Origin of the sequence: Cohnella silvisoli, from assembly GCF_021190915.1 — a bacterium.
Lineage (GTDB): Bacteria > Bacillota > Bacilli > Paenibacillales > Paenibacillaceae > Cohnella > Cohnella silvisoli.
In genome coordinates this window covers 203229-230011 of record NZ_JAIOAP010000010.1, presented here as the reverse complement: position 1 = coordinate 230011, position 26783 = coordinate 203229, and the positions used below count along the sequence as shown (strand labels likewise).

Here is a 26783-nt window from a genome sequence, read left to right as displayed (position 1 = left end):
CGAATTATATTCTTTCCAACCGAGGGGGACAACACCAGAATGGGGGCATACCGACTCATTTGGACGATTTAACGAATAGCTTACCCATAGATCAGGCCCCGGACAACGATTATCGATCCCTTTCCTTTCATTTTCGTCGAAAATACGAGATACTTGATGAAAATAAGGCAGCGAATTAGATTACACCCACTGTATGCGTTTACTTGAGCTTGTTTTGAATGAGGAGAGATGAAATTTGGACCGATTAAGCCCATTTCAACTGGATAAGCGCTGGTTATGGACGGCTGCTATAGGTTTATTGCTTTTCTTGCTCATTCAAGTTTTCCCCGTAACCGGCCAATTGTTTACAACGGACGTTCATCCCGTCATGACGAGGACCACGGCTGAGAACAAAGCGTTCGAATGGGCAACATCCCGATTCGGGATCAAGCATGAGGAAGTAGATGCAGTCACGGTTACCCATCTTTCCGACAGCGATACGGTAGGCTACTTTACTAAAAATCAACTTATGGATTCTTATAATAAAAAATGGTCAAAGTTTGCTCCGACGGATGTCTATGCCGTTAAATTGCATTTACGCGATAAAGCTGAAGCTTTGCTGCTTTACATACATATGGAAACAGGCAAATTAGTCGCTTGGCAGCATCTGAACAACGCTGGCGCGACGAATAAAGTTGTCGATAAGCCTGTCATGGAAACCGACAAGCTAGCCGCTCATGCACTTGACTACGCGCAATTCTGGGGAGTCACGCCGCAAGATTGGGAATGGATCGGAAATGACAAGAAGACGGGCAGCGTTAAATTCGTTTCCCGGAAAGCAAACATTGGAGAGTCTCGACTGTGGCTTAAAGTCGCTGTTCCGGACGGCTTCAGCGTGTTCAAATCCTCCTTCCCTCCATGGGCCGGGGGTTCGGTTACTTATGGCGTTGATTTGCCCGCTTCCTTTACAGCCTACATGAAGGATCAGGAGAAGCTGTCTGCCAAACTATCCATTTTAGGATTTATTTTGCCTCAAATCATCTTGTTCATCATCGCCATTGTCTACACGGGTACGCACGGAAAATATACATCCTACCGTCGCGGGATATTTTTAGCGGCCTTATTTTTCGCGCTATACGCAGGCTTAACCTTTAATATGTTACCTGGACTGAGAGCTGGAACTTGGAAAGCGGGGGCAAACGTGGGGGATAACGTTAACCTCGTCATCAGTCTCGTTACCTACGCAGCAATGGCCATTCTCACCTATTTTTCGGCGGTCGGCGGTGATGGCCTCTGGAAATCGATGGGGCGTTCGCTTTGGCCCCGGTGGAATGAATCGAACTATGGGGCTGCCGTGCTTAGGAGCATGCGGGAAGGTTATTTCCTTGCCTTTATATTGCTGGGGGCGCAATCCATCATCCTTCTGGTGTTGGAAAAGTCGCTCGGCTCTTTCGCTTCTTCGGACGCATCGCAGTCTATGTACAATATGACTTATCCTTTGCTGCTCCCTCTCCTGGCATGGTGCGCCGGCATTTCGGAAGAGCTGCAAAGCCGCTTGCTCGGCATAGGCGTATTTCGCAGCTGGTTCGTGGGAGGAGCGCGCAAGCTGCTCCGTCGAGAGCCTTCGCGCAGAACGGCGATCGTATTGACGACTGTTGCCATGATCCCCCCAGGGCTGTTATGGGCAATGGGCCATGTCGGATATGCCATCTACCCGGTTTATACCCGAATCATCGAGCTTGTCATCATGTCCATCTTGTTCGGATGGTTCATGCTGCGATTCGGGGTCATTACCGTTATATTTGCACACGTAACGCTAGACGCGACATTAATGGGCATGCAGATGATGTTCGACGGGCTCCCAGGAGATTTCTTCGGGGGAGTGTTTAGCCTTCTTATGCCGGGTTTGGCAGGGATCGTTATTTGGTGGCTTCACGGGGCGATTTCGGGGAGAAATAAAATCGCTACTTAAGAGTCAGGGGCAGCTCGATACCGAAAACAAAGTGTCCGGATGAATGTTTCAAAAACACTTGTCCGCCATGAAGCTCAACAATACTTTTCGTAATGGACAATCCTAAGCCGGAACCGCCATACAAAGGCATATTCGTTCTGGAATCGTCGATTTTATAAAATCGTTCGAACAAATGCTTCTCCTGTTCCTTCGTAATCGCTTCGCCTTCGTTCTCTATCATGATTGTTGCCATGTCGTCGCGAATAGCGAACGAAACCCTTACGACGCCGGGTTTAACCGAAAACTTCAACGCATTCATCAACAAATTATCAATAGCTCTCCTTATTTGTTCGGGATCTACCTGGATGAATACCGCGTGTTCGGGTAATGACGATTCCATGGAAATTTCATTATCTTTGGCGAGAGGTTGGAATTCAACGAGCATCTGGTTCAGCAGCTCCCTAAGATCGATTGTCTCGAACTTAAGCTTAGCTTCGTTGTGGGCAAGACGCGTGTACTCGAACAAATCGTCAATGAGCGTTTTCAGTTGCATCGCTTTATTGTACGTATTCCCAATGAATCGATCGTGTTCAACCTCATCCTGGTAGGCTTTTTCTTTAAGCAAATCAATATAACCGATAATACTCGTAAGAGGCGTTCTCAAATCATGAGAAACGCCCGTTATCAAGTCCATTTTGGATTTTTCGATCTGACGTTCCTTATCGATCTGGCTTTCTAATTTCTCGGCCATCGCATTGATATGTTCGGCAACCTTGCCTAGCTCGTCTTGCCTTGTCGAGGGAATTCTGAAATGAAGATTCCCTCCCGAGATGACGGTCAGACCGTCGGATAGCGTACGCAAGTATTTAATCGTATGGCGGGTTAGGAAGAAAAAAGAAACGACAAACGTGCCAATAAACGTAATCATCGACAAAGGAATATCGAAAAAGAGACCGGTAGGGATCGCCGTCGATACCGACATTCCAAGAATGAGACTGGCGATGAACGACCAAATCATTTGAAGGCGGATACTTTTTCTGCCGGATAACATAAGAAAAAATTTATTTTTCAATTTTGTATCCCACTCCCCATACCGTCTTAATGTACCGAGGTTCGCGTGGATTCACTTCGATTTTCTCGCGAATATTCCGGATATGGACCATAACCGTATTGTCCGAATATCCGGTCGGTTCCTTCCATACCTTCTCGTAAATTTTATCCGCATGAAATACTTGTCCCTTATGGCTGGCCAACAATTCGAGAATCGAAAATTCCAAAGGGGTTAACGCAACCTCTTCCCCCTTCAAGGTCACTTGATGCTGAGCGATATCGATCGCAAGATCGTTGACTAATATTATGGAATCATCTTCCGTCTTGGCGGTAAACCCTTGGCGGCGAAGCTGCGCTTTGACCCTTGCGATTAGCTCCAGCGGACTGAACGGTTTGGTGACATAATCGTCCGCGCCCGTGGATAACCCCGTAATCTTATCGATATCTTCTTGCTTGGCGGACAGCATAATAATGGGAACGTTAAGCGTTTCCCTTATTTTGAGGCAAGCCTTGATCCCATCCAAATCAGGCATCATGACATCAAGAATAATGAGCTGCACGGTCTCCGCCCTTACGATTTCCAATGCCCGGTTGCCGTTCTCCGCTTCCAGAACGCGAAACCCCTCGTTGCGCAGGTAGACATGAATGACGTCACGTATTTCGGAATCATCATCCACGACCAGAATAGTATTCTTGTTCATCTGCATGATCGCACTCACCCTTTATCGTTAATCTCTTCCTACAAACATAAACGAAAGCGGGCGGAAAGTTAAGCGGAACGAATTTGATTTTCTCGATATCGAATAATTTCGCCATCTGTTTCTTCATTTGAAGCGAATATTGAAAAGCAACGAATAAGCCGCCCGGTTTTAATGCTCCTACGATTTGCTCCATAAGCTGATCGCGAACCTCTTGTGGAAAATTATAAAAAGGGAGCCCGCTGAGAATGCAATCGAGATGCCGTTCACCGTTTCCTTCAAGAATGCGCAGCATATTGGCAGCATTCGCGGCACAAGTAAAACCGGGATATTCCAGCTTCAACTGCCTTCTCATCTTCGTATCTTTCTCAAATAAATACACTTCGGCGTCCTTGCTTGCCCTTTGAGCGATATATTGGGTGATGGCCCCGGTTCCGGCTCCCAATTCCGCTGCTGCCTTCACGTTATGCCAAGGGATGGCGTTTACCATGCTTTCGGCCAAAAATCTTGAGCTTGGCACGACGCTCCCGATTTGTTTCGGGTGATTCATGAATTTGCGGAGGAAAATGCGGGCTTCCCTACTTATGATCCGCATAGGGCAACCCCCTTTGGTTTCTTGAAGTCAATCGATGACGTATGATAGGAAGTAATTGTCCCGAACACCAAAACATGAACTTAGCGACCAGCATTCCCGCCATAACATCGGCGATGACATGCTGCTTGATAAACAAAGTCGACGCGATAATGCTTAGGGCGATTACGACCACAGGTATTCTTATTTTCCATCCCAATACGCTGGAGCCGGCAATCATCAGAGAACTGGTCAACACGTGAATACTAGGAAAACAGTTAAACGGCTCATCGTTGGCATAAACAAATGAAACGAGATGATTCAAAAACCCTGTTGACGGGACCTCGGGACGAGGGACGGTCGTCTGGAAGAAGGCGTAAACCAGATTACAGAGGATAAGCCCCATGCATAGAGCTAACAAAGTTTGATAATACTGCTTTTCGCTTTTTCGCAATATAAGCACTAACGTCAGGAAAAGAAACGGATACCAAATGACATAAGGAATAGCGAATGCCGGAATAAACGGAGTGTTGATATCAACGGATGTTACTAACGAATGAACCTTATCGCCGGGCCCATTCTGCAGGGCGTACAGGACGTTCAAGAGGGGAATGGCCAGAAGCCACAACAGCGGTTTATAAGAAAACCTTTGACTTTGTTCGGTTAAACTATGATTCATGTTCATCTTCTCCACCTCAACGTGAATTGTTTGATGAACAAATCATATTAAACAAAAATAAGGAACCACTTGAGGAGATTCTGAAGATTTAATAAAGATTATTGCTTGAAACAAATTGAATTTCTATCCGTAAACCTAATAAACCTTACCTCTGGAGGATGACTATGAATACCGGACTATATGGAATCGGAGCGATATCTCTACTCATTTTTGTGTTGCTTGGGATTGTGATCTCAAAGATGATTCGCAAAAAAGAGCTTCCGAATTCTCATTACACACCATTCGACTACATAACCGGCCATTCGCCCGTAGAATTCCACGAAGAGAAACAAGAACATGAGGATGAAGATGATCAAGGGGATGATAAAAACAAGAACCGATATAAGCTAAAATAACGCCCGTTCATTCCGGGCATTAAAAAGAGCCCCATCCGGGGCTTTTCGAGGGGGTCATTTTTTTTTAGGAGGGATTACATGCGAACCATTAAAACTTGGCAGGACGTCTTCGACCTATATAGTGCCAAAACCATCCCCGAAAAAGGTTCCTTCGTAGGTAGTCAAGGTGAGCTGCCTGTCGGCGTGCTGTGTTAACAGACGGTCCATTGCACTTTATCAACTGGGTAGCTGTTTGTGTTGACAGTAATGATCTGCCCGGTTGAGCTAAGCTTTAGCGGGTCTGTAGGTTACCAAGAGGGAACCCACCTTAAGTGTTTTGACGTCCACGAGATGGAATTCCTTCTGCTCCTTAAGATTGTCAAACAAATGCTCACCTACGTTGACCACAACCGGGTGCATGACTATCTGATATTCGTCAATAAGATTTGCGTTTGCAAGTGATCGCACGAGCGTTGGACTACCGAAAATAACAATGTCGCCACCGTCACCATTTTTTAGGTCCTTAATTTGCTCTTCTATATTACTGCCGGTCAATTGTTTTGGAGCTTCAAATTCTCCCCATTTTAGCTTGTCGAGCGGGCGGGCGCTTGTTACAACTAGTTTGTGGGCGTTGTTTATCTTATCACCCAGGCTTGAACCTCCATCGTCCCGTTTGGACCCTCGAATAGTCGGCCACTTTCTAGAGAGGTCTTCGTAGGTTCCGCGGCCAAGCAAAATGGTATCAGCTGTCTCGAAAATATTTAATAGATACTGGGAACCTTCCTCAATGCCAGCGCTATTTCTCCAGACCGCCCAATTGGTTTTGTCCTCGCTTGGGTCGCCAGTGACAACTCCATTAATAGTACTGTGAATGAATAGAATGATTTTACGCATGAACTATCGTCCTTCCTATCTTTGATAATCGTAATTTTGTTTCTCATTTATTTAGACGAAATTGGATTACGATAGTCATCGGTGTATTTGTGCAGGAAGCCCAAATCGGGAAAATAATTTTGTATTAATGAAATTTTGGACGTGGTATATTTGCTTGTCCTTTATTTCAATAATGTAAATACCCCAGGGTACCAAGTAGGAGTCTTCACCGCTTGGCTCATACTGTGTGAAAGCAGGATTACCCCCTTTCGCCGTAATCGGCAAAAACCGGGATCCCTCACAATGACAGCGTGTGAGCGCAAAAAACTTGAACAAATCGTCTTTGCCGCGTACCCACATTGCGAAAGGCGGCATTGACAGACGGCCTTCCTCATGAAACAACGCTACCGTTGGGTCGGATAGGTCAACGGACGCGTGCGGCGTTTGGCTTGTCTTAGCTTGTCCAGGCATAAGTTTGATGCAATACGATAAACCCATGTTTTGAATGAGGAATCCTGCCTGAATGAATGCCAACTTTGCCAAACACGAATAAAGGTTTCCTGAACAGCATCGTCTACGTCATCGATGGATCCTAGCATTCTGTAACAGAACGAAGTTAACTCAGGCTTTAAGTTCTCAAATAACTGAAGCTCTAATGCTGTTTCGTTCATCTTGGCCTCCTTTTGACGGGCGAAACACCCTTTTCACACACGCCACAGAACCGATCGTCTCCATTTTATAAGCCACTTTTTCGTCTTTAATAAAATGAGAAAGCACTACCTGAATAATGGGGGAGAACCTTCCTCACGCATCTGAATATAACGGTAGCTTCGTCTACAGAGTAGCATAATTCGTTTTACATGAACATTTTTTAAGCGGATCTTCCATCCGCTTTGTTTGCTGTACGCTTTTCCCTTGCTTGCACCAAAAAAACAAACGGCACAGGGCTTTTTCCCATGCCGTTTCGGATTCCATTTTTATTCCCTGTTTTGTCTTTGAACTTAACTTAATGACATTGCCCTTCCGGGAGCTCTATTCATTATTAATAGGATCACACGATATTTACTCCGCGTTCAAAATTTCGAGAATTCGACCGGCTAGCGCTTCACCGATAGATACCGCCTTGAAATCTTCGACGGCTGCTTCTTTGATCGCCTTAAGCGAGCCGAAGTGGCTTAGCAACTGCTTGCGGCGTTTCTCACCGATTCCGGGAATAGCATCCAGCTTGGAGGCAATCATCGACTTGCCTCGTTTATCCCGATGAAAGGTGATCGCGAAGCGGTGGACCTCGTCTTGGATACGTTGAAGCAAATAAAATTCTTGGCTGTCCCGTGGCAGCGGAACGACTTCCGGTGGATCTCCGACAAGCAGTTGTGCCGTGCGGTGCTTGGCATCCTTAGCCAAGCCGCATACGGGAACGTCTAGGCCGAGCTCATTAACGAGTACGTCCAACACGGACGCGATATGTCCTTTGCCTCCATCTACCACAATGAGATCGGGTAACGGCAGCCCTTCCTTAAGCACCCGTTCGTAACGGCGGCGCACGACTTCCCTCATCGTCTCGTAGTCGTCGGGGCCTTGCACGGTCCGAACGTTATATTTACGGTATTCCTTCTTATCGGGCTTCCCGTTAGTAAATACGACCATAGCGGATACGGGGGATGCGCCTTGCATGTTCGAGTTGTCGAACGCTTCGATCCGGTTGGCGGAAGCAATTCCGATCCATTGGGCCAGCCCCTCTACCGCTTTCACGCTGCGGGATTCGTCACGTTCGATAAGCCGGAATTTCTCCTCTAAAGCCACGCGGGAATTATCGCACGCCATCGCCACAAGCTGGCGCTTTGACCCCCGTCTAGGTACGGCGACTTTGATTTTCAGCCAGCGGCGCAAAGATTCTCCAACCTCTGCCGCCTCCCCCTCTTCAACGGTATCCGCATCGTCGCCATAGGCTTCCTTCGCCTCGGATACAATTGTCGGAAGCTTGCCGGCGCTGTCCGCCATAGGAAAATGAGGCTGTTCTTCCCCGGCTTCCGGCGGCGCGGGCAACAGCATCTCCCGGGGGAGAGCTGGATTGTCGCTGTAATATTGGGTAACATAACTGAGAAAATCATCATAAGCCTCTCCATAGTATGGAAATACGGATACGTGCCTTTGAATCATTTTCCCCTGCCGCATATAGAGAATTTGCACGCACATCCAGCCTTTGTCGACCGAATAGCCAAACACATCACGGTCCATCGCATCGGCCATATTGATCGTTTGCTTCTCCATAAGCGATTCAATCGCAACGATCTGATCACGGTACTCTTTAGCCCGTTCGAAAGCCAGTTCCCCTGCTGCGGCTTCCATCTTGCGCCTAAGCTCCCGTTTGATTTCCGCATGGCCGCCGTTCAGAAACCGGGATATTTCGCCGATCATCTCGTCATATACGGCCTGCTCTACCGGATATTCGCAAGGCGCCACGCACTGGCCCAAGTGATAATACAAACACACTTTATCCGGCATCGTATTGCACTTGCGCAACGGGTACAGGCGATCGAGCAGCTTCTTCGTTTCCTGAGCGGCATAGGCATTCGGGTAAGGGCCGAAATACTTCCCTTTATCTTTGACGATGCGCCTCGTCACTTCAAGGCGGGGATGCGCTTCATGGGTGATTTTCAAATACGGAAAAGACTTATCGTCCTTCAATAACACATTGTACCGGGGAAAATGTTCCTTAATCAGATTGCATTCCAGAATTAGCGATTCCGTGTTGCTGGCGGTGACGATATATTCGAAGTCCCGGATTTCCGAAACGAGCTTCTGGGTTTTACCGTCATGGCTTCCCGAAAAATAAGAGCGCACGCGGTTTTTGAGCACTTTCGCTTTGCCTACGTATATAATTTTGCCTTCGTCGTTCTTCATCAAATAACAGCCCGGTTGATCCGGGAGAAGCGCCAGCTTGTGGCGAATATTTTCCATCGCTCTATCTCTGTCGGCGAATGGAGTCAGAGTGTCCATGGAGGGCACCTCCTATACGGCATCGATGGGTGAGAACACCCGTTCCTTCCATTGTAGCACATCATAGGGAAATTCCGCGCGGTCCGATTAATCGATGTCGCAAACTTGTCACCGGAGTCATGCAGGAATACTTTACAACAAAAAGCGATGTTGGGTATACTAGTGGTATCGAATGTGTCAGGAGGCTTCCCATGGAAAACGTAAGAGATCCCCGCCAGCACATCAACGAAGAGCCGCGCGACGATTTTATGGATACGGCAATCGGCTTCGGAGCTATGTTCGGCTTCATGTTCGTTGTATTCACTGTTGCGGTTGTCGTTAAATTTATTATTTCTTAATTCGTGTCGCCCGCCAAACCAAGAAACGCATCTCGAGTCCCTTTAACCGGGACTTCGAGATGCGTTTTTTATATTCACCGATCAAGAATAACTTTAGCATACAACAAAAAAACCGCCATATCAGCGGTTTAAAGCAACTTTTATAACCCTCTCATGCTTCGCTCTTTTCTTGCTTGGCGGCTCGAACGGACGAATCATCGTAACGCTTCCGTTCCTTACGCTCGATCTGTACGATTCTGCCATCGTGCACGACGATATTAACCTCGCCATACTCCAATCCATTGACTTGTTCGGCTATACGGCTTAGCCAACGATCATCTACTTCTACCGGTTTCGCCATTACGTTTCCCTCCCGATTTCATTCCGTTGTTAGAGTTAGTTGGAATTCGTTCACTCATGGTGCTCTTTGCTCATGCGGCTTTCCAATACGGATTTCGCAACGAGCGTAATAATGGCTAGAAGCATCAGCATCGAAGCAACCGCGAACGCCGCGCTGAACTGATACTCGTTGTATACGATTTCGATATGCAGCGGCAAAGTGTTCGTCTCTCCCCGAATGTGTCCAGAGACAACCGATACGGCTCCGAATTCACCCATCGCACGGGCATTGCAGAGAATCATGCCGTACAGGAGGCCCCACTTGATGTTGGGCAGCGTAACTTTGAAGAACACCCGCCAGCCGCGTGCGCCTAGACTGACTGCCGCTTCCTCATCATGCACTCCCTGCGCCTCCATGAGAGGGATAAGCTCTCTGGCGACGAAAGGAAACGTAACGAACATAGTAGCGAGCACAATGCCCGGAGTCGCGAAAATAATATTAATATTATGCGCGTCTAGCCAAGGGCCTAAGAAGCCTTGCGCGCCGAACAGCAACACATAGATAAGACCGCTAACAACGGGTGACACCGCAAACGGAAGATCGATCAACGTAATGAGCAGGTTTTTGCCGCGAAACTTGAATTTCGTAATGGCCCAAGCTGCCGCGACTCCGAATATCGTATTCAGCGGAACGGCGATTCCAGCGGTTATCAACGTTAATCTGAGCGCTGCCATCGCATCCGGATCCGAAAGAGCGGATACGTATGCCTCCCAGCCTTTGCGGAACGATTCGACTATTACGGATACCATAGGAAGAATGACGATAAGACCTAGGAAGAGGAGCGCGATTCCGATCAGCGTAAAGCGAACTGCCTTTGATTCCGTCAAATGAGGTCGTCCCGGCTGGCTCTTCCCTGAACGGGGATTGGTTACGATTCCTGCCATATCGGTTAACCTCCTTTGACGGTGCGCAAGCGGCGATTGCTCCACCTTTGCAAGATGTTGATGAAGAGCAGCAGCACGAACGAGATGAGGAGCAGCACGACCGCTATCGCAGCCGCTTGGCTATACTCGTATTGTTCCAATTTCGTAATGATAAGCAAGGGCGCGATCTCGGTTTTCATCGGCATATTGCCGGAGATGAACACGACCGAGCCGTATTCCCCGATTCCACGGGCGAAAGCTAACGCAAAACCGGTCAATAAAGGCGGAATCAAGTCCGGCAAAATGATCTTGAAGAAGGTTCGCGCGCGATAGGAACCAAGCAATACGGCGGCTTCTTCCATATCGGATTCCATATCCTGCAAGATCGGTTGAACGGTCCGAACGACGAATGGAATCCCGATAAAGATAAGCGCTAGCGTTATTCCTAACGGCGTGTATGCTACCTTTATGCCCAGCGGTTCCAGAAGGGAACCCACCCAGCCCTTAGGCGCGTAGATCGTCGTTAGCGCAATGCCCGCAACCGCAGTCGGAAGCGCGAAAGGCAAATCGATCAAGCCGTCCACGATCCGTTTGCCAGGAAACTTGTACCGGACAAGAACCCAGGCTAGAAGGAGACCGAATACCAAATTGACAAGCCCCGCGAAGAACGCAGTCATTAAGCTTAGCTTATACGAGGCAACCACCCGGGGATCGGTTACGGTGTCCCACCATTCGGCGGGAGTAAGGCCGGCCGACTTGATGACAAGAGCGGCGAGCGGTATGAGCACGATCAAGCTCAAGTATAGGACCGAAAACCCCAAAGTGATCGATAAACCCGGCAATACCCGGTCTTTCTTGCGAAGTGATGTCATGTGCCCGCCCTAACTCCTCTTCCCGGCCCTTTGTTAGGAACCCGGTGTATATATTTGGTCAAATGTTCCGCCATCCGCGAAGTGTTTCGCTTGAGCTTCCTTCCAACCGCCGAAGTCTTTGTCGATCGACAGTAAATTTAATTGTCCGAATTGATCCTTGTACTTGTCGGCGACCGATTGAAGGCGCGGACGGTAAAAGTTTTTCGCTGCGATTTCCTGTCCTTGCTCGGAATAAAGATATTTGAGGTACTCCTCCGCCGCAGCGCGAGTGCCTTTCTTATCGACATTCTTATCAACGACTGCAACCGGCGGCTCAGCCAGGATGCTAATGGAAGGCGTGACGATTTCGTAATCGTCCCCGTACTCTTTCAAAGCCAGATAAGCTTCGTTCTCCCAAGCGAGCAGCACGTCGCCGATACCTTTTTCCACGAACGTAGTCGTCGAGCCCCGTGCTCCCGTATCTAATACGGGGACGTTCTTAAACAGCTTCTTGAGGAAATCCAACGTTTGCGGTTCATCATATCCGAGTGTCTTAGTGGCGTAACCCCAAGCTGCAAGGTAATTCCAACGAGCACCGCCCGAAGTTTTAGGATTCGGAGTAATCACCTGCGTACCTTCTTTGATCAAATCGCCCCAGTCCTTGATTCCTTTGGGATTACCTTTGCGAACGAGGAAAACGATAGTTGATGTATATGGAGTGCTGTTCTGTTCGAACGATTTTTGCCAATCCGTTTTTATTAATCCTTTTTCGGCGATCGCATCGATATCATATCCAAGCGCCAGCGTGACGACATCTGCGTGCAATCCGTCTATAACCGCACGGGCTTGTTTGCCGGAACCGCCGTGCGACTGCTTGATCGTCACGGTTCCGCCCGTTTTTTGTTTCCAATAATCGGCGAAGCTTTTATTGAATTCTTCGTAAAGCTCGCGAGTCGGATCATAAGAGACGTTGAGCAGTTCAATCGGATCCGGAACTTTGCCTGACTTGCTTGCTGCCGGAGAGGATGGTTGGTCGTTGTTTTTCGAGCCGCATGCGGACAATACAGTGAGGATTAAAGCCGCAATTAGCGCCCATTGGAGGTTTTTAAATGTTTTCATTTTCATTGCACCTCTATTATTTTATTATTGGTTTTCGCATTCTCATGTGACTCCGGATGGCCGATCCGGTTGTCTAATCTAGGACAATTCCTATCCGCCTTATAATTCCTACCTGTTTAGTTGGTATTGGAGCTATGATAACAGGTGACCTCGCCTACTGTCAATAAGTGCTATAAAAAAAATTGATAAATAATTTTTTGTATTATATGCGGGCTCTTGCCCGCACGTCTTTGCAAAAATTGACTTTGAGCACGAATTAATCGATTTTATAGAGCAACTTCCCTCAATGTACTAAGCCTTAATCGAATTAATCGATTTTGTCGAGCAACTCTCCTTCAATACACCTGCCTCGCTCGAATTACACGGTTTTATCGAGTAACTCTCCTTCAGTACACCCTGCCTCGCATGAATTACACGATTTTATCGAGCAACTCTCCTTCAGTACACCCTGCCTCGCTCGAATTACTCGATTTTATCGAGCAACTCCACGATAAAAAAACAACCCTCAAGATTGAGAGTTGTTGATGTCCTCGATAAATGATTCCATTGTTCTACGAGCCGCGATGATTACGGCCACGCACATGCACAACGTCGACAAAAGGGCGTACGCGGTCCATCAGCCGCTGACCCTTATGCATCTCTTCGCCTTCCTTATGGGTAAAGCTGAAATGTTTCTCCAAGTCGTCTAAATCGTGGTTGGAAGTATAGAAGGTCGGCTTCCGGTTCATCCGATGATTCAGTATGGCTCCGAGTACATGGTCCCTGACCCATGGGGTCAAATTCTCTGCACCTATATCGTCGAATACAAGCAGATCGGCGTCTTTCATGAGCGTGATCGTTTCCCTCAGCTTCTGCGGCTCGAACATAAGCGCCTTGGCATCTTCTACAAACTCCGGCATATACACGATTACCCCCGAGTAGCCCGCGGTAGCCAGCTTCTGAAGCAAATAGCCAGCCATATAGGTTTTCCCCGTACCGAAGTCGCCCTTTAAGTATAAACCTTGCTTTTGCAACCCGTGGTTTATGGTCGTATGGACGTAGTTCTGTAGTTGATTCACGGCTATCGCCCGATTGGCATCCAGCTTAATCATCTCGGACTCCGCATATTGCTCGCCAAAAACTGTCTCATCCACATAGAAACTTGTAATTCTTCGACGAATTAGCTGCTGCTGTTCATTGGCGGTCCATTTGGAGCATGCGGTCTTGTAATCGTTCAATTGCCACTGCCCGCCCACCTGGACGCAATTAATCCCCGTCGAATGTCCTTGCATATCGTTCGGGCAATTTGTTAATCCTGGGCATTCCTTGCATGCCCGATACTCCTTTGTCATCTGGTACAATCGGTTGAGATTCGCCCTCAGCACCGACTCGTCCAATCCGGGGTAACGGGAACGCAGCATAACAACTAATGGGTCGTTCAACACCTGCTTCGTTATCTCTTCTGCATTTCCCAAACCCTTTATTGGCGGCATGCGACGCAACGCCTCACCTAGAGATTCCATATCCCGTCCCCCTTTGGTGCGAATATACTTCTGCAATTGTCATTACGATTACTTATCACCCTGAAGTTTTCTGGCAAGCTCCAGCATTTTCTCCATTTCTTCCGGCGACACTTCTTCAATAGGTCCATTATCTTTAACGACCGACATCGCAGGCTTGCGCCGAGCGTTCCGTCCTTGTCCCTGGGTTCCGAAGGCGTTTCCGCCATCCCGCCCCGGCTCTTCCCCCCGACGTTTGCGCTCCAATGTGACATTCAGCTTCTCTTGCTCGCGGATATACATCACCGCTCTATCCAAAGTATCGATCCCTTTGGCCAACATATTGGATGCTATGGAATCGATGAAAGACTTAGTCAAACGCTGAGCATGACTCATGCTGAAAACATAGTGAATGAGGACGTTGATGACCGGTTCAGGAAGCTTGTAATTCAAGTCGATTCGTTCGAACATACGGACAAAGGCATCCGGAACCGCCCCTGGAAAATAACGCTCAAGCATCCGGGTGTAAGGTTCTCGCCGCAGCATCTCATTATATCGTGTCACGGTAACATCCGTCTGGAAACGTTCCGGTATGTCAAGGTGGAACGACGAACTGTGCGACATATCGACCGAAGTTTCCGTTCCCGACCTTTCCTCTCCGCGCGCGAGAAATCTCTCCCTTTCCTCATCCCGCTTGCGGTCCTGGCGATAGATTAAATTCGCTCTTGCTTGAAGCTCGTCCCAAAGCAGCGTACCATCGCCGTGGAAAATGCCGTCCTCGTCGAGCAATCGGCAAATTTCCGGCACCTCCAAGCTAAATTTATAGGCCAAATAGTTCAGCTGGGCCATCAATTCCGGCGCCCGATTAAGCCGCTCCACGAAACCGCGATTAGCGGATCCGCGCGGAAACCGCAGCATCATCTCGCTATGGCGGATACGTTCCTGCGGCTGGAAAGAAGGCGTGCGTTCCTTCGCCGTCGCGCTTTCCGCCCATCCCGTTTCAAGCTCCGGATCCATCGCGCCCGCACCGATCCGAAACATCTCGTAGAAGGGCATCGTTGCCTCTTCCCGATTGACAAACCGGGCAAGCTCTGCCGGCGGCTCCGTCTTAAATCCATCGCGAAGCTCTATCAGAGCACTCTTGCCGACTTTATCTCTAAGCAGCAGAGTCAAATGATAATTCGAAAAAAACTCCTGAGAGTTAAGCGGACGCTGCAGAACGTATTCGTATAAAGATTCCTCTGTTATCGGATTATGATTTCGAAATACTTGCATCAGCCCGACGGCTTCCAGTCTGGAAGCCGCATCGATCGCCGTCTGGCGACCTGCGGCATTCGGCTCCAACCCGAGTCCAAAAAACAACCTGCGCTGCGGCTCAGGAGATGAAGAGCCCGTCCTATCTTCCGCAATTTGATGATAGAGAAGCTGATAGAATGCGGCGGAAATCGCCCCAACCATCGGCTGATAGAGGGATATAAACAATTTGCGGTCCAGGCCGCTGAGGGCAAAGTCTCGACTCGTAAAATAGCGGTGGTTTTCCGTGAATTCCATTATGTTCGACACGCGCATAGCCGGATCGACAACTCTTTTCGCTTAAAGAATGATTGTTCTATTGTAGCATAAAACAGCCCTTCCGCAGAGATGCAAAAAAAGACTCCGCATACGCTCGCTAACCTGACGATGCCGTCAAGCGCGATTACGCCCGCAAGAGTCCGATCCGAATTCCTCAAATTTTAATGGTAATACGGTTCTTGGACTTCGTAGTCTTGATCCGCGATTGGAATTTTCCCCGCAGGGGTCATTTCGTCTGACCGAATCGAGTAGGAGGAATCAGCATCCGAATCTTCATGTTGCCGCTCGGCGCCTACCCACCCTCTAATTAGCTCTCCGATTGAGCCGGCTCCGTAAATAGGCAACGTATGTTTAACCCCAGGTATGTACGCGGAACTGTCATTAGGCAGTCCCTTTTGCATTACGTCCATATAACCTTTGAATTCGGTGTCCTTTTCCCCGCACAATAACAATACGGGCTGGCGTACATCCTTCAGACGACCGACAGCCGAATAACTCAAGCCGCTCGTCATATATTCCCGCCATTTGGCGATATCTCCCGCTCTCGTCTCGCCGCGCAACCGGTAGAAAGTTTCGTGATTATCCGCATGCACCCATAATGAGGGCAGAGATATGAGCTCCCGTGCTTTTAGCTTGCTCGCCCATATGCCGGCCTTAAGCTTAGCCCGCGTTTTCCAACCGCTGGCTTCGGCAAGTCCGCCTAGAAAAATACCGCCAAAAAAACGGTCGGGGTAAGTTAATAGCGCGTGAAGACCTACCATTGATCCTAAAGAGTAAGTACATAAGTAAGCTTTTGAAATATTCAGCGCATCCAGCAAGCGGCGAACATCCTCAGCTAGAAGCGGGATCGTAATCGGGGCTTCGGAGCTGCCGCTGCGGCCATGCCCCCGGAAATCGAACAGCAGTGTCTTATGATCCTGCGACAGGTCATTCCGGATATACGTGAACACGCGGCTAGCGATGCAAGGAGGGTGGAGAAAGACGATCGGCGTCCCTTTGCCTTGCAAGTGATAATGAATCTCCACGCCGTTTGCGTGAATCAAGGGCATAACCAACACCTCGTGAAATTAGGTTTTCGTTAGTTTGCCCTTTTTCCATGCAATTCCATTCCTCGAAATACCCACAGCCGATAACCCAAGTAATTTACGACCAACGAACAAACAACGGAAGCGATTTTGGCCCAAGCGGATTCCAACCCCAACTTCTCCAATCCGAGCAGGACTGCGGTCGCAGCTCCGAAAGCTAACGCGTTTATTAGAATAAAACGCAGCATTTCCGTCAGACTGCGCTGACCATTGACCTGAAACGTCCAGTATCGATTTAACAAGTAGCTGTTAATTAATCCTGCCGCGTACGAGATCGTTTGCGCCCAGATCGTAGCCATTCCGGCAGCATATACCAATGCGCAAAAAACAGCGAAATCCACACCCGTGTTCAACCCGCCAACAAGTGCAAACTTCGCTATTCTCTTTCCTTCCGATAATCGGAGCATGTAACTCCTCCTGTCCACGAGCGAGCTTTGAAGCGTTTAGAACATTTTATAGCCGCCGCGACGAAGCGCGCGAATCGCCCATCCGCTCATATAAGCGCCGAATGCGCCGGCCGCAATCAGAATGATGTCCGAGACGAGCATCGATTGTATGTTTTCCGTGAAACTAAGATCGGGCTGCCACAAATGCCAAATTCCAAGCGGCACGACCAAGATTAGGAATAGCCAGAGCGGAAACCAGGTCGTCTTGATAAGCATATTCAATATAAAACCGATGCCGAAAAATAGTACGATACAGAGCAACGATCCAACAACAGAAAACATAATTGCACCGAACATGATGTTCCCTCCATTTTAGTTTACTGTACCAGTTTACAAGAACGGTTTCCAGCCAGTCAACGAACAGGGTGTGAATGGGTTGTGAACAAAATCCCGGTTGGCGTCGATTTGGCATCAAACGACCTATCCGTTCGTTTGCCCCTGCCCCGACACATCGGCTACAATAGGAAAAGCGAGTTCGACAAGGAGAGATGAATGATGAGCGAAGCCGCGCAAACACTGGACGGTTGGTATGTATTGCATGATTTGCGCAGTATCGATTGGGAAGCTTGGAATGCAGCAACTCCCTCTGAAAAAGATTCCGCGCTGAACGATTTCTTGAAGCTAGTGGCGGATTGGGAAGCCGTTGAAACGCGCAAAGAAGGCAGCTTGGCCCTTTATTCCGTCGTGGGGCAGAAAGCAGACATTATCTTTATGCATCTGCGGGAAACGTTGGAGGAGCTGAACGCGATCGAGAACGCCTTCAATCGCTCTGCCTTCGGCAGGTTTACCCGCAAGGAATATTCTTACGTTAGCGTCGTGGAGCTCAGCAATTACATGAGCCCGCCGGGGGTCGATCCTTTGCAAGTACCGGAGATCGTGGCCCGCTTGAAGCCGACTTTGCCGAAAAGCAATCATATTTGCTTCTACCCGATGAACAAGAAACGCGACCTTCAAGACAATTGGTACATGCTCCCGATGGAAGAACGCAAAACGCTGATGAGAAGCCATGGGATGATCGGCCGCGGCTACGCGGGCAAAGTAAAACAAGTGATCTCCGGCTCGGTCGGGTTCGACGATTGGGAATGGGGGGTTACCTTGTTCGCGGACGATGCGCTGCAATTCAAAAAACTCGTCTATGAAATGCGTTTCGACGAAGTAAGCGCGCGTTATGGCGAATTTGGCACCTTCTACGTGGGTAACCTGCTGACCGGCGAATCGATTTCCCGGTTGCTTCAAGGATAACGCGATTCATTTGGGTATATGTACGAGTAAAGTCCATGCCTGCTCTCGAATGACCGAGAACAAGCTTGGACTTTTTTTGTTCGCTTGTTATTAAGTTATAGCTGATCCTTTAACAGTCTCTCGCCCGCGATGCCAGGCGTCGTCATTTGCACGGGATCCAAAATTTCATTCATCTCTTCCGGTGTGAGCAAGTTTCTTTCCAAGATCAGCTCCTTGATCGTCATCCCTGTCGCCATTGCCTCTTTCACCAACTGCGCGGCAACATCGTATCCTAGATGCGGGTTAAGGGCCGTTACGATTCCGAAGCTTTGGTCTACGTAGGCTTGGCATCGGACCCTGTTTGCTTCCATTCCTTCAAGAGCAAACCGGTTAAACACATCTAACGCTCTTTGCATCACCTGCAACGATTGCAGCAAGTTAAAGGCGATGACGGGTCCCATGACGTTCAGCTCAAACTGTCCGGCTTCCGATGCCATGCAAATCGTATGGTCGTTGCCCATCACCTGGAAAGCCACTTGGTTTACGACTTCCGCCATGACCGGATTTACTTTGCCCGGCATAATGGACGAGCCTGGCTGCCGGGGCGGGAGCAAAAGCTCGTTTAATCCCACTTTTGGGCCTGATGCCATTAGACGAATATCATTGCAGATTTTGGATAAATTGACTGCGCACACTTTAAGCGAAGCGGATAGCTCCGTATAGGCATCTGTGTTTTGCGTGGCGTCAACCAGATCGGCGGCGGAATAGAGGCCGATCTGAAGATCATCGGCCATATGCTTAACGACGAGATGAATATATTCAACAGTTGCGTTTAATCCGGTTCCTACGGCTGTTGCTCCCATATTAACGGATAATAAACCTTCGGCGGCGCGAGAAATTCTGCCGATATCCCGATCCAGCACTTTCGCGTATGCCCCGAATTCCTGTCCCATCCGAATCGGAACCGCATCTTGCAAATGGGTCCTCCCCACCTTGATGACATCGTCAAATTGCGATTGCTTGCGCGCGAATCCTTGCTGTACTTCGCGCATCGTAACAAGCAGTTGCTCAGTCAGCGTATAAGCCGCAATTCGAAGCGCTGTCGGAATCGCATCGTTGGTTGACTGGGACATATTCACATGATTATTCGGGCTGCAGTGAAAATAATCGCCTTTGGCAAACCCCATGATTTCCAGAGCGCGGTTCGCCAGAACCTCATTCATGTTCATGTTAATCGATGTCCCAGCCCCGCCTTGGATCGAGTCGACGATAAATTGATCAGACCACTGACCGCCGGATACTTCTTTCGCTGCTTGGATAATCGCTTCCGCGATTTGATGAGGCAGCCGCTTCAATTCCGTGTTTGCCTGAGCAGCCGCCTTCTTCACATGCGCCAAGGCGATGATGAGCTGTGGATGAACCGGCACGCCTGTAATCGGAAAATTCTCGACCGCTCTCAGCGTTTGAATTCCATAATAGACCGAATCAGGCACCTCTTTGCTTCCCAATGAATCTTTCTCGATTCGACCGGACATTTAGATCCCCCTTCAGCTGCGACTATACCAAATTTATTTTACACTAAATCCTTATTCCGAATCCATTATTTGAATGGGACACGGATTGACGATTCATTCTCACCCTGCTGCGCTGATCGCGATGATTCCGATTACGATCAAGACGGAGGCCATGATTCGTTGAAAACCTTGCCTCTCCTTAAGGATGAGAACGCCCAGCAGCGTCGCGAAAACCGTTCCAATTTCGCGAATCGGCGAAATATGAGCAATCGGTGCATGCAACATCGCGAATAAGAACAATAAGTACGATCCGGGGTTAAGAACCGACCCAAGCAGGATCTGTTTCCAATTATTTGCCCACTCTTCTTTTAATTGTTTAGTTCCGAGCACAGCCGGGGTTAACGCCAGCATGAAGCCGATATTAGCTATTTCAAGCAGGGATAACGGCGACAAATACTGAAGATTTATTTTATCAACCCATACGTAACAAGTCGTACAAAGCCCAACTCCCATAGCCAGCATTACGGGCTTGAAAGCGAACTTGCGAGCACGCATCCGAAATGACCATCCGCTTAATATGAAAAAACCGGAAATAATGCATGCTAAACCTGCCCAACCCCATGCAGAAAGCGATTCTCCTAAAAAAACGACGCCTATGACCGGGATCAGCAACGTTCCCGTTCCCCGCATTATAGGGTACACCTGAGACAACTCGCCATTGTCATATGTTTTTGTTAACAGCACGGCGTAACAGCCTTGCAGAAGCAAAGATAAAACAATTAATACATAAGCCTTCAATGGAAGAGCGGCCGTGAACATTTCCGATAGAAACGAAGGTAATAAAATAAGGGAGGTCAGCGCAAGCATCGACCATAAAAACACGCTTTTGTTATTGCTTTTCTTAGCGAATAAATTCCAGACCGCATGGGTTAAACCCGAACCTATGACTAAAAGCACCGAAAATAAAAACAAAAGATCATCTCCAAGCGATTACAGCAGTCCAGATACTTTATCAATCAATTGATCCCATGTCGTAATCCCCGGCTTCTTTTCACCGCAATACACAGGGTTCGTAAAAGCAAGCAATTCCCCTTCATTGCCGCGAATCTCGATCCTTCTCCACACGTATTCCGCGTTATTCCAATCAAATACACATTCATACTTATCTTCGATTCCGATCGGCTGCGCAAGAACTTCTATTCCATTTTCTATCCAGCGGATACTGCCGCTTGTTTGGTTGGAAACGACGAGAAGACAATGAACCATTCCATCCTCCGCAGCGTTCACGGCACTTGTGAGATCGTCACCCACGACAAAATTTCGCTTGCCGACCGTGATGGCAATGTCCAGTACGGGCCCCCTAGTTACATAAACATTCCCGCGCTTAACGGCTTTCAAAATTTCCCCAGCCGATAAACCGTCACTTAAAACATAGGTCGCAGGCTCCCCGATCAACGAAGGCGGTCCATTATCCTCATAGCTTTCCGTCGGTAAATTATGCGAATCCGAACCTCCGATTCCAGGTATCCGGTAACCTTCGTTCCATAAAGCATTCCATAGGATGAGAGCTTTTTCAGTCGCTTGCGGATTTCCCGGGAATGTCGGATCGTTCCAAATTTCCATGGTATCTATGTTTGCTAGCTTCGTTTCTTTAAATAGCCAGTCCCAAGGCGCCAGCATTGGGTGGTTGATAGAACGGAGTGCACCGGCCTTAGCCGTATCTTCGAGAACGCGGTTCATTCCTTCTTCGCTTTCCATCCCGCCATCCTCTCCGCTCTGTCTCCAGTCAACCCATTTCTTCAACCCTAGTGCATTAAAATGCCCTTTCGACGACGTAATTTCCATGCCTGGAATGACGAGCGGATAACCTTCAGGCCAAACTGTCGGTATGAGATTATGATCGGTTGCAACGAAGAAGTCCAAGCCCATTTTTTCCGCCTGCCGCATCCCTTCTTCCGGGGTAAGCTTGCCGTCCGACAATATCGTGTGCGTGTGGAAATCGCCTTTGTACCATTTTTTCGCTTGGTTGCGTTGCGAGTTCCAATCATATCCGGATAAAACGATTGCGCCGTCTTCATCTTCATGCCCCGTCGCAGACCAAAAACCCGCCTGGCCGTTATGAACGACAACATCGTCCGGCAAGCTCCCGGATCCACATTCCCATTGGATGGAAAAGTTTTTTACCGAGCCTAGGATTTCGAATTTCCACTCGCCGAGCGGCAAAGGACCCGGAACGGTCAAATAGCTGGAATACAGGGGGTCACGGTGAAGAACTACGGTTTTGAAATTTCTGTAATGCAAATATTGCACACGAAGTTCACCATTTGGATCCCATAATAAAAGCGGTCCCCAACTTTCTTCAAAATCCAAACGAAGTATGATCCAATCCATGGAAACATTAAATCGCTTCGTATAAGCACCGAAATTGTGCTCTTGATTGCCACTAATAGTTTGACTTTCTCTTAGATGGCTCACGCGTTCCCCACTCCTCTGACACGGTGATCAAATGATTTTCATCGAATTCAGCCCCACAATAACACACATATACAACAATATGCAACTACATAAAACTAAATACAATCAGCAAAATCAGAGAAACACAAAAATAGGGCCGCCCGTTAAAGGCGACCCTAATCGATGCAGGCTCATTCATAAACAATTTCTATTCCTTGCTTCGCATATTTATCGACGATATCCCTGCTTATTTTAGAATCCGTTATAAATCTATCCACATCGGTACAGTTACAAACTTTTAATAACGATACCGCTTCAAACTTGCTGCTATCCCCTAGTACGATCGTCTGTTTCGCATTTTTCAACATTCGTTTCTGAATTTCCACTTCACCGATACCGTAACTCGTAACCCCTTCGGCAAGCGATACTCCGCTTATGCTCATAAAAAAAGTATCGACATGGAATTGGGAAACGAATGCTTCGGCCATGTCGCCAACGACACAGCGCTCCTGGTTTCGAATCACCCCGCCGGTAAGGATGATCGTATAATGCGGCATTTCAACCAACTCGTTAACTATCGGCAATGAGTTCGTAATTACGGTTAACCATTCGACTTTATTTTTTAAAGCCTTAGCAAACTGCGTATTAGTCGTGCTTACGTCCATAGCTATGGATTGACCTTCAGATACATAACGGGTCGCAATTTCGGCGAGCTCATTTTTTTCATCCCTATATGTCGTTTCCCGCACCGCGAACGGCAGCTCTTTTTTATAATCGATTTCCGCCAGCATAGCCCCGCCGTGCACGCGCTTTAAAAAACCTTCCTTTTCTAGATACTCCAAATCACGCCTGATCGTTTCTATCGAAACACCGAACATTTGCATTAAATCCGGCACTTTGATCGACTTTTCCTCGTTTATTTTCTGAATAATCGCTTTGTGCCTTTGCTGTGCAAACAATTGTTGGACTCTCCAATCATAATGGATTAAGATTCCAGCCACTTGACCCAAAGTCTACCACAAAAAAACCGACCCCAGCAACCGGGATCGGTTATAATCCTTAATCCTCTTCGTTCAAATCGCGCATCTGGGCTTCCCACTCCGCGCGGCGTTTCTCTTCCAAATATTCCTGCGTCATCCGGTCTCGCGCGCGGCCTTTTTCTTTCAGCCGTTCTATCGCGGGTTGAATGAGCAAATCCACTTCCGCCTGCACGACCGCTACAAGATCGTACCGGCTCTGCGACTCTAGATAAGAGCCCACTTCCATCAGCGCGTTGTAACGGTCCAGTTCGTCTCTCGTTAACAGGCCCCGCACTTGCACGCTGCAGTGTCGCATTACAGGAATTTGCCTTTACGCAGCACAAGCGGGATTCCGCCGATGATGAACAAATAACGCAGATCGATCGCTTTCTTGAGCCATGCGGCTAAACGACCTTTGTACTTCTTGCCGAAAGCAACGCCGATAGCTTCGCCTTTGCCAAGCGATGCAACTGTACCTTTGCTAACGTAGGTGTAAGTTTTCAACGGTTGATTACGGATAGATGCAACTAAATTGTGCGCGCAGTTAACGCCTTGTTGCATAGCCATTTGAGCTGTCGGCGGATACGGGCGACCTTCCGGATTAAATACCAGAGAGTTGTCTCCCAGAATATAGATGTTCTCGTGGCCGGGAGCGCGCAAGAACTCATCGACTTTCACGCGGCCTCTCATCGTTTCGAATCCGGCTTCCTCGATCAGACGGTTACCGCGAACGCCGCCGGTCCAAATAACGGTTTGCGATTTGATTTCTTCGCCTTCGCCAACTACTACGCCGTCCGGCGTGCATTCCTTGATGGCTGTGCCAATACGGAATGTAACGCCTTTCTTTTGCAGCACTTGCATCGCGTATTCTACAAGCTCAGGGTCAAAGCCCGGCAATGCCGTCGGAGCCGCTTCGATGTTAATGATTTTCACGAGCGAAGTGTCTACGTCGAACTGTTTGCACAATTCCGGAATACGGTCCGCAAGTTCGCCGATAAATTCAATACCGGTAAATCCAGCGCCGCCGACGATGAATGTCAAGAAATCCGTCCGGTGAGGCTCGCGCTTGAAGCGTGCGAATTGATACTCGATATGCTCGCGAATCAAGCGAACGGAATTAATGCTGCGAATGTTCATGGCATGTTCGCCCAGTCCGGGGATACCGAAGGTTTCAGGCTCGCCGCCTAGGCCGACGATCAGATAATCGTAAGATAAAGTTCCGTCTTCCAGAATGACCTTGCGATCTTGAGGACGAATTTGGACAACGGTCGATTTGACGAAATCGATTTTGAATTCATCGATCAGCTTGGAGATGTTAACTCGCGCGTTTTCCGGATTATCCGTACCCGCTGCAGGCATGTGCAGGTGGGTCGTGATGTAATGGTAGTCGTGTTTGTTGACCAACGTTACATCCGCTTCATTATAGTTTAATTCCTTTTGCAGTCGAAGCGAGGTCAAAACGCCCCCATAACCTGCTCCAAGGATAACAATTTTCGGTATACTGCTCATTGGTGATCCCATCCAATCCTTATGTGTGTTTAGTTTGTGAAAAATTACACAATGTTCTTCGTTAAGTCGCTTTAACGGAACTCTACAAGTAGATCATATCGGCTTTTCCAACAATTTTCAAGGTCCATTTTCACGAATATATTTGGACATCTCTACAAAATCCTTTTCATGCCCCATTCGCAAGATTATAATTAAAACGTTAAGTTGTCCCAAGTTTCGGCATAATTAACGGAGGTGTCACCCTTTTGAATCAGAGCATTGAATCTGCCGTGGATGTGACCATCATTGGCGGAGGCCCCACTGGCATGTTCGCAGCCTTCTACGGCGGCATGCGGCAAATGTCGGTTAGTCTTATCGAAAGTATGCCTCAGCTCGGCGGTCAACTCGCTGCACTTTACCCCGAGAAATATATTTATGATGTAGCCGGGTTTCCTAAAGTAACCGCGCAGGAGCTCGTCAACAACTTAAAAAGTCAAATGGACCATTTTCATTCCCGTTTGTACTTGGAAGAAAAAGTAGTCAAGGTGAGCAAGCTCGAAGAACGCCTCTTTGAAATTGTTACCGATAAGCGCGTTCACCATGCACGGGCCGTTATTATTACAGCCGGCGTCGGCGCATTCGAACCTCGTCGGTTAGAATTACCGGAAGCGGCGCAGTATGAGAAAAGCAATCTACACTATTTTGTCAGCGACCTGGAACGTTATCGCGGCCAGAAGGTTCTCATTAGCGGTGGCGGAGACTCGGCGCTGGATTGGGCACTCATGTTGGAACCTATCGCAGAAGAGGTGATGCTCGTACATCGCCGCGATAAGTTCAGGGCGCATGAGCATAGCGTCGAGTTACTCATGAAATCCAAAGTGAAGGTCATAACGCCGACGGAGATCACTGGCTTGCATGGAGAAGGATCCATCAAACAGGTGACGCTTACGGACGTTAAATCCGGCGAGACTTCCGATTATGAAGTCGATGCCGTTATTATTAACTTCGGTTTCGTCAGCACGCTCGGCCCGATCGCCGAATGGGGGCTTAACATCGAAGGCGGATCGATTAACGTCGATTCCCGCATGGAAACGAACATCCCCGGAATTTTCGCCGCTGGAGACATTACAACCTATCCCGGCAAACTCAAGCTTATTGCCGTAGGCTTCGGAGAAGCTCCGACAGCAATCAACAACGCCAAAGTATATGTGGACCCGGACGCCAAGTTATCCCCAGGCCATAGCAGCAACATGAAGTTATAACGATTTATAGCTAGACTGACTTTATAATGATGAACAAAAGGGCATCCTACCTTGGGTTATACCGGAATGAATCCGGCGCCTAAGGAGGTTGCCCTTTTGATTTGTCCTGTCTGCAATGCTTTGAGCCTCCTAGAGGTTTCTTGTCCGCAGTGCGGTTCCGCAGCCGAAGACGAAGGTCGTTGGAGCGATTGGAGCGGTCCCTACTCTCCCTATGAACCCACGTTGTTTAACACTGTCGAAGAATCTGCTCTGATCCTGAACGATTCCGTCTGCCAGCATGCCGTCCGCTGTACGGCCTGTCATCTCCCATTCACTGTAGAAGTTACGGCTTGGCATGTTTAGAATACCCGTTCTTCCGGAACGGAAAGCTTTCTTCGCCTGATTTCCGATCTAAGCATGTGTACAAAATCCCTATCCAATTGCAAACGGAGCGCGCTTCGGTAAGCATCCAACAACAGTTCATCGGGCAGCAGAGGCAACATTGCCCACACCCTTTCCTTAATTTGAGGAAGATTGTGA

29 protein-coding genes are annotated in these 26783 nt (G+C 48.4%); 6 read left to right on the top strand and 23 right to left on the bottom strand.

Translation table 11 applies throughout. The annotated features are described in order from the left end of the window. The first annotated feature begins 235 nt into the window (after positions 1 to 235). Positions 236 to 1951: a CPBP family intramembrane glutamic endopeptidase gene (locus K7P76_RS19455; protein WP_232186964.1), complete on the top strand. Its 1716-nt coding sequence runs from the start codon at positions 236 to 238 to the stop codon at positions 1949 to 1951. Here the strand turns inward: K7P76_RS19455 and K7P76_RS19450 are convergent. From K7P76_RS19450 to K7P76_RS19435, 4 genes are read right to left on the bottom strand one after another with little or no spacing between them, the layout of a single operon-like run. Next, the gene (locus K7P76_RS19450; protein ID WP_232186963.1) at positions 1944 to 3002 is read right to left on the bottom strand and encodes a sensor histidine kinase; all 1059 of its coding nucleotides are present in this window, start codon (positions 3000 to 3002) and stop codon (positions 1944 to 1946) included. The genes K7P76_RS19455 and K7P76_RS19450 overlap by 8 nt on opposite strands. Then, on the bottom strand, positions 2992 to 3681 hold the full coding sequence (locus K7P76_RS19445) for a response regulator (RefSeq protein ID WP_373692438.1): 690 nt from the start codon (positions 3679 to 3681) through the stop codon (positions 2992 to 2994). The genes K7P76_RS19450 and K7P76_RS19445 overlap by 11 nt, the downstream gene beginning before the upstream one ends. Beyond that, entirely contained in the window at positions 3650 to 4273 is a 624-nt protein-coding gene (locus tag K7P76_RS19440; protein WP_232186961.1) for a class I SAM-dependent methyltransferase, read from the bottom strand. Before K7P76_RS19440 ends, K7P76_RS19445 begins: the two co-directional genes overlap by 32 nt. Continuing rightward, complete coding sequence (locus tag K7P76_RS19435) at positions 4257 to 4928, bottom strand: phosphatase PAP2 family protein (protein WP_232186960.1); 672 nt, start codon at positions 4926 to 4928, stop codon at positions 4257 to 4259. The genes K7P76_RS19440 and K7P76_RS19435 overlap by 17 nt, the downstream gene beginning before the upstream one ends. Positions 4929 to 5092: 164 nt before the next feature. Between K7P76_RS19435 and K7P76_RS19430 the strand changes: the two genes are divergently transcribed. Further along, entirely contained in the window at positions 5093 to 5323 is a 231-nt protein-coding gene (locus K7P76_RS19430) for a DUF3951 domain-containing protein (RefSeq protein WP_232186959.1), read from the top strand. 264 nt (positions 5324 to 5587) lie between these two features. On the opposite strand, the gene K7P76_RS19425 is transcribed toward K7P76_RS19430, so the two are convergent. The 3 genes from K7P76_RS19425 to uvrC all read right to left on the bottom strand — a co-directional run bounded on the left by K7P76_RS19425 (position 5588) and on the right by uvrC (position 9175). Next, positions 5588 to 6196 carry a dihydrofolate reductase family protein gene (locus K7P76_RS19425; protein WP_232186958.1) on the bottom strand — a complete coding sequence of 203 codons (609 nt, stop codon included), beginning with the start codon at positions 6194 to 6196 and terminating at the stop codon, positions 5588 to 5590. 383 nt (positions 6197 to 6579) lie between these two features. Beyond that, complete coding sequence (locus tag K7P76_RS19420) at positions 6580 to 6846, bottom strand: sigma-70 family RNA polymerase sigma factor (RefSeq protein WP_232186957.1); 267 nt, start codon at positions 6844 to 6846, stop codon at positions 6580 to 6582. A gap of 391 nt (positions 6847 to 7237) precedes the next feature. After that, positions 7238 to 9175 (bottom strand): excinuclease ABC subunit UvrC, encoded by a 1938-nt coding sequence (gene uvrC / locus K7P76_RS19415; protein ID WP_232186956.1) that lies wholly within the window; start codon positions 9173 to 9175, stop codon positions 7238 to 7240. 191 nt (positions 9176 to 9366) lie between these two features. Here uvrC and K7P76_RS19410 point away from each other — a divergent pair, with 191 nt between their 5' ends. Continuing rightward, entirely contained in the window at positions 9367 to 9513 is a 147-nt protein-coding gene (locus tag K7P76_RS19410) for a YqzM family protein (RefSeq protein WP_232186955.1), read from the top strand. 151 nt (positions 9514 to 9664) lie between these two features. On the opposite strand, the gene K7P76_RS19405 is transcribed toward K7P76_RS19410, so the two are convergent. The 9 genes from K7P76_RS19405 to K7P76_RS19365 form a co-directional block, all read right to left on the bottom strand. Further along, positions 9665 to 9853 carry a YezD family protein gene (locus tag K7P76_RS19405; RefSeq protein ID WP_232186954.1) on the bottom strand — a complete coding sequence of 63 codons (189 nt, stop codon included), beginning with the start codon at positions 9851 to 9853 and terminating at the stop codon, positions 9665 to 9667. 50 nt (positions 9854 to 9903) lie between these two features. Continuing rightward, positions 9904 to 10776, bottom strand: coding sequence for a sulfate ABC transporter permease subunit CysW (gene cysW / locus K7P76_RS19400; RefSeq protein WP_232186953.1), 873 nt, complete (start codon positions 10774 to 10776; stop codon positions 9904 to 9906). A 5-nt stretch (positions 10777 to 10781) separates the two neighbouring features. Then, the gene (cysT, locus tag K7P76_RS19395) at positions 10782 to 11627 is read right to left on the bottom strand and encodes a sulfate ABC transporter permease subunit CysT (protein ID WP_232186952.1); all 846 of its coding nucleotides are present in this window, start codon (positions 11625 to 11627) and stop codon (positions 10782 to 10784) included. A gap of 33 nt (positions 11628 to 11660) precedes the next feature. Next, positions 11661 to 12725, bottom strand: coding sequence for a sulfate ABC transporter substrate-binding protein (locus tag K7P76_RS19390; protein WP_232186951.1), 1065 nt, complete (start codon positions 12723 to 12725; stop codon positions 11661 to 11663). 551 nt (positions 12726 to 13276) lie between these two features. Further along, on the bottom strand, positions 13277 to 14227 hold the full coding sequence (locus K7P76_RS19385) for an ATP-binding protein (RefSeq protein WP_232186950.1): 951 nt from the start codon (positions 14225 to 14227) through the stop codon (positions 13277 to 13279). A 48-nt stretch (positions 14228 to 14275) separates the two neighbouring features. After that, positions 14276 to 15772 carry a DnaD domain protein gene (locus K7P76_RS19380; protein ID WP_232186949.1) on the bottom strand — a complete coding sequence of 499 codons (1497 nt, stop codon included), beginning with the start codon at positions 15770 to 15772 and terminating at the stop codon, positions 14276 to 14278. A 164-nt stretch (positions 15773 to 15936) separates the two neighbouring features. Further along, positions 15937 to 16824, bottom strand: coding sequence for an alpha/beta fold hydrolase (locus K7P76_RS19375; protein WP_232186948.1), 888 nt, complete (start codon positions 16822 to 16824; stop codon positions 15937 to 15939). Positions 16825 to 16853: 29 nt separating this feature from the next. Beyond that, positions 16854 to 17267 carry a GtrA family protein gene (locus tag K7P76_RS19370; RefSeq protein WP_232186947.1) on the bottom strand — a complete coding sequence of 138 codons (414 nt, stop codon included), beginning with the start codon at positions 17265 to 17267 and terminating at the stop codon, positions 16854 to 16856. 36 nt (positions 17268 to 17303) lie between these two features. Next, positions 17304 to 17603 (bottom strand): YuiB family protein, encoded by a 300-nt coding sequence (locus tag K7P76_RS19365; RefSeq protein ID WP_232186946.1) that lies wholly within the window; start codon positions 17601 to 17603, stop codon positions 17304 to 17306. Positions 17604 to 17801: 198 nt separating this feature from the next. Here K7P76_RS19365 and hemQ point away from each other — a divergent pair, with 198 nt between their 5' ends. Further along, positions 17802 to 18548, top strand: coding sequence for a hydrogen peroxide-dependent heme synthase (hemQ, locus tag K7P76_RS19360; protein WP_232187015.1), 747 nt, complete (start codon positions 17802 to 17804; stop codon positions 18546 to 18548). 95 nt (positions 18549 to 18643) lie between these two features. Here hemQ and K7P76_RS19355 read toward each other — a convergent pair whose 3' ends face one another. The 6 genes from K7P76_RS19355 to K7P76_RS19330 all read right to left on the bottom strand — a co-directional run bounded on the left by K7P76_RS19355 (position 18644) and on the right by K7P76_RS19330 (position 25023). Next, a complete protein-coding gene (locus K7P76_RS19355) occupies positions 18644 to 20062 on the bottom strand; it encodes an aspartate ammonia-lyase (protein ID WP_232186945.1) in 1419 nt (472 codons plus the stop codon). A 99-nt stretch (positions 20063 to 20161) separates the two neighbouring features. Further along, a complete protein-coding gene (locus tag K7P76_RS19350) occupies positions 20162 to 21013 on the bottom strand; it encodes a DMT family transporter (protein ID WP_232186944.1) in 852 nt (283 codons plus the stop codon). Positions 21014 to 21031: 18 nt separating this feature from the next. After that, entirely contained in the window at positions 21032 to 22516 is a 1485-nt protein-coding gene (locus tag K7P76_RS19345; RefSeq protein WP_232186943.1) for a CehA/McbA family metallohydrolase, read from the bottom strand. A gap of 170 nt (positions 22517 to 22686) precedes the next feature. Continuing rightward, on the bottom strand, positions 22687 to 23454 hold the full coding sequence (locus tag K7P76_RS19340) for a DeoR/GlpR family DNA-binding transcription regulator (protein ID WP_232186942.1): 768 nt from the start codon (positions 23452 to 23454) through the stop codon (positions 22687 to 22689). A gap of 100 nt (positions 23455 to 23554) precedes the next feature. After that, complete coding sequence (locus K7P76_RS19335; protein ID WP_232186941.1) at positions 23555 to 23830, bottom strand: hypothetical protein; 276 nt, start codon at positions 23828 to 23830, stop codon at positions 23555 to 23557. After that, positions 23830 to 25023 (bottom strand): NAD(P)/FAD-dependent oxidoreductase, encoded by a 1194-nt coding sequence (locus K7P76_RS19330; protein WP_232186940.1) that lies wholly within the window; start codon positions 25021 to 25023, stop codon positions 23830 to 23832. The genes K7P76_RS19335 and K7P76_RS19330 overlap by 1 nt, the downstream gene beginning before the upstream one ends. A gap of 245 nt (positions 25024 to 25268) precedes the next feature. Between K7P76_RS19330 and K7P76_RS19325 the strand changes: the two genes are divergently transcribed. Together K7P76_RS19325 and K7P76_RS19320 are read left to right on the top strand one after the other, a co-directional pair. Continuing rightward, positions 25269 to 26264, top strand: a complete 996-nt coding sequence (locus K7P76_RS19325; protein ID WP_255678635.1) for an NAD(P)/FAD-dependent oxidoreductase — start codon at positions 25269 to 25271, stop codon at positions 26262 to 26264. A gap of 96 nt (positions 26265 to 26360) precedes the next feature. Then, positions 26361 to 26606, top strand: a complete 246-nt coding sequence (locus K7P76_RS19320; RefSeq protein ID WP_232186939.1) for a hypothetical protein — start codon at positions 26361 to 26363, stop codon at positions 26604 to 26606. Here the strand turns inward: K7P76_RS19320 and sda are convergent. After that, positions 26603 to 26746, bottom strand: a complete 144-nt coding sequence (gene sda, locus K7P76_RS19315) for a sporulation histidine kinase inhibitor Sda (RefSeq protein WP_232186938.1) — start codon at positions 26744 to 26746, stop codon at positions 26603 to 26605. The genes K7P76_RS19320 and sda overlap by 4 nt on opposite strands. Positions 26747 to 26783: the final 37 nt, after the last annotated feature.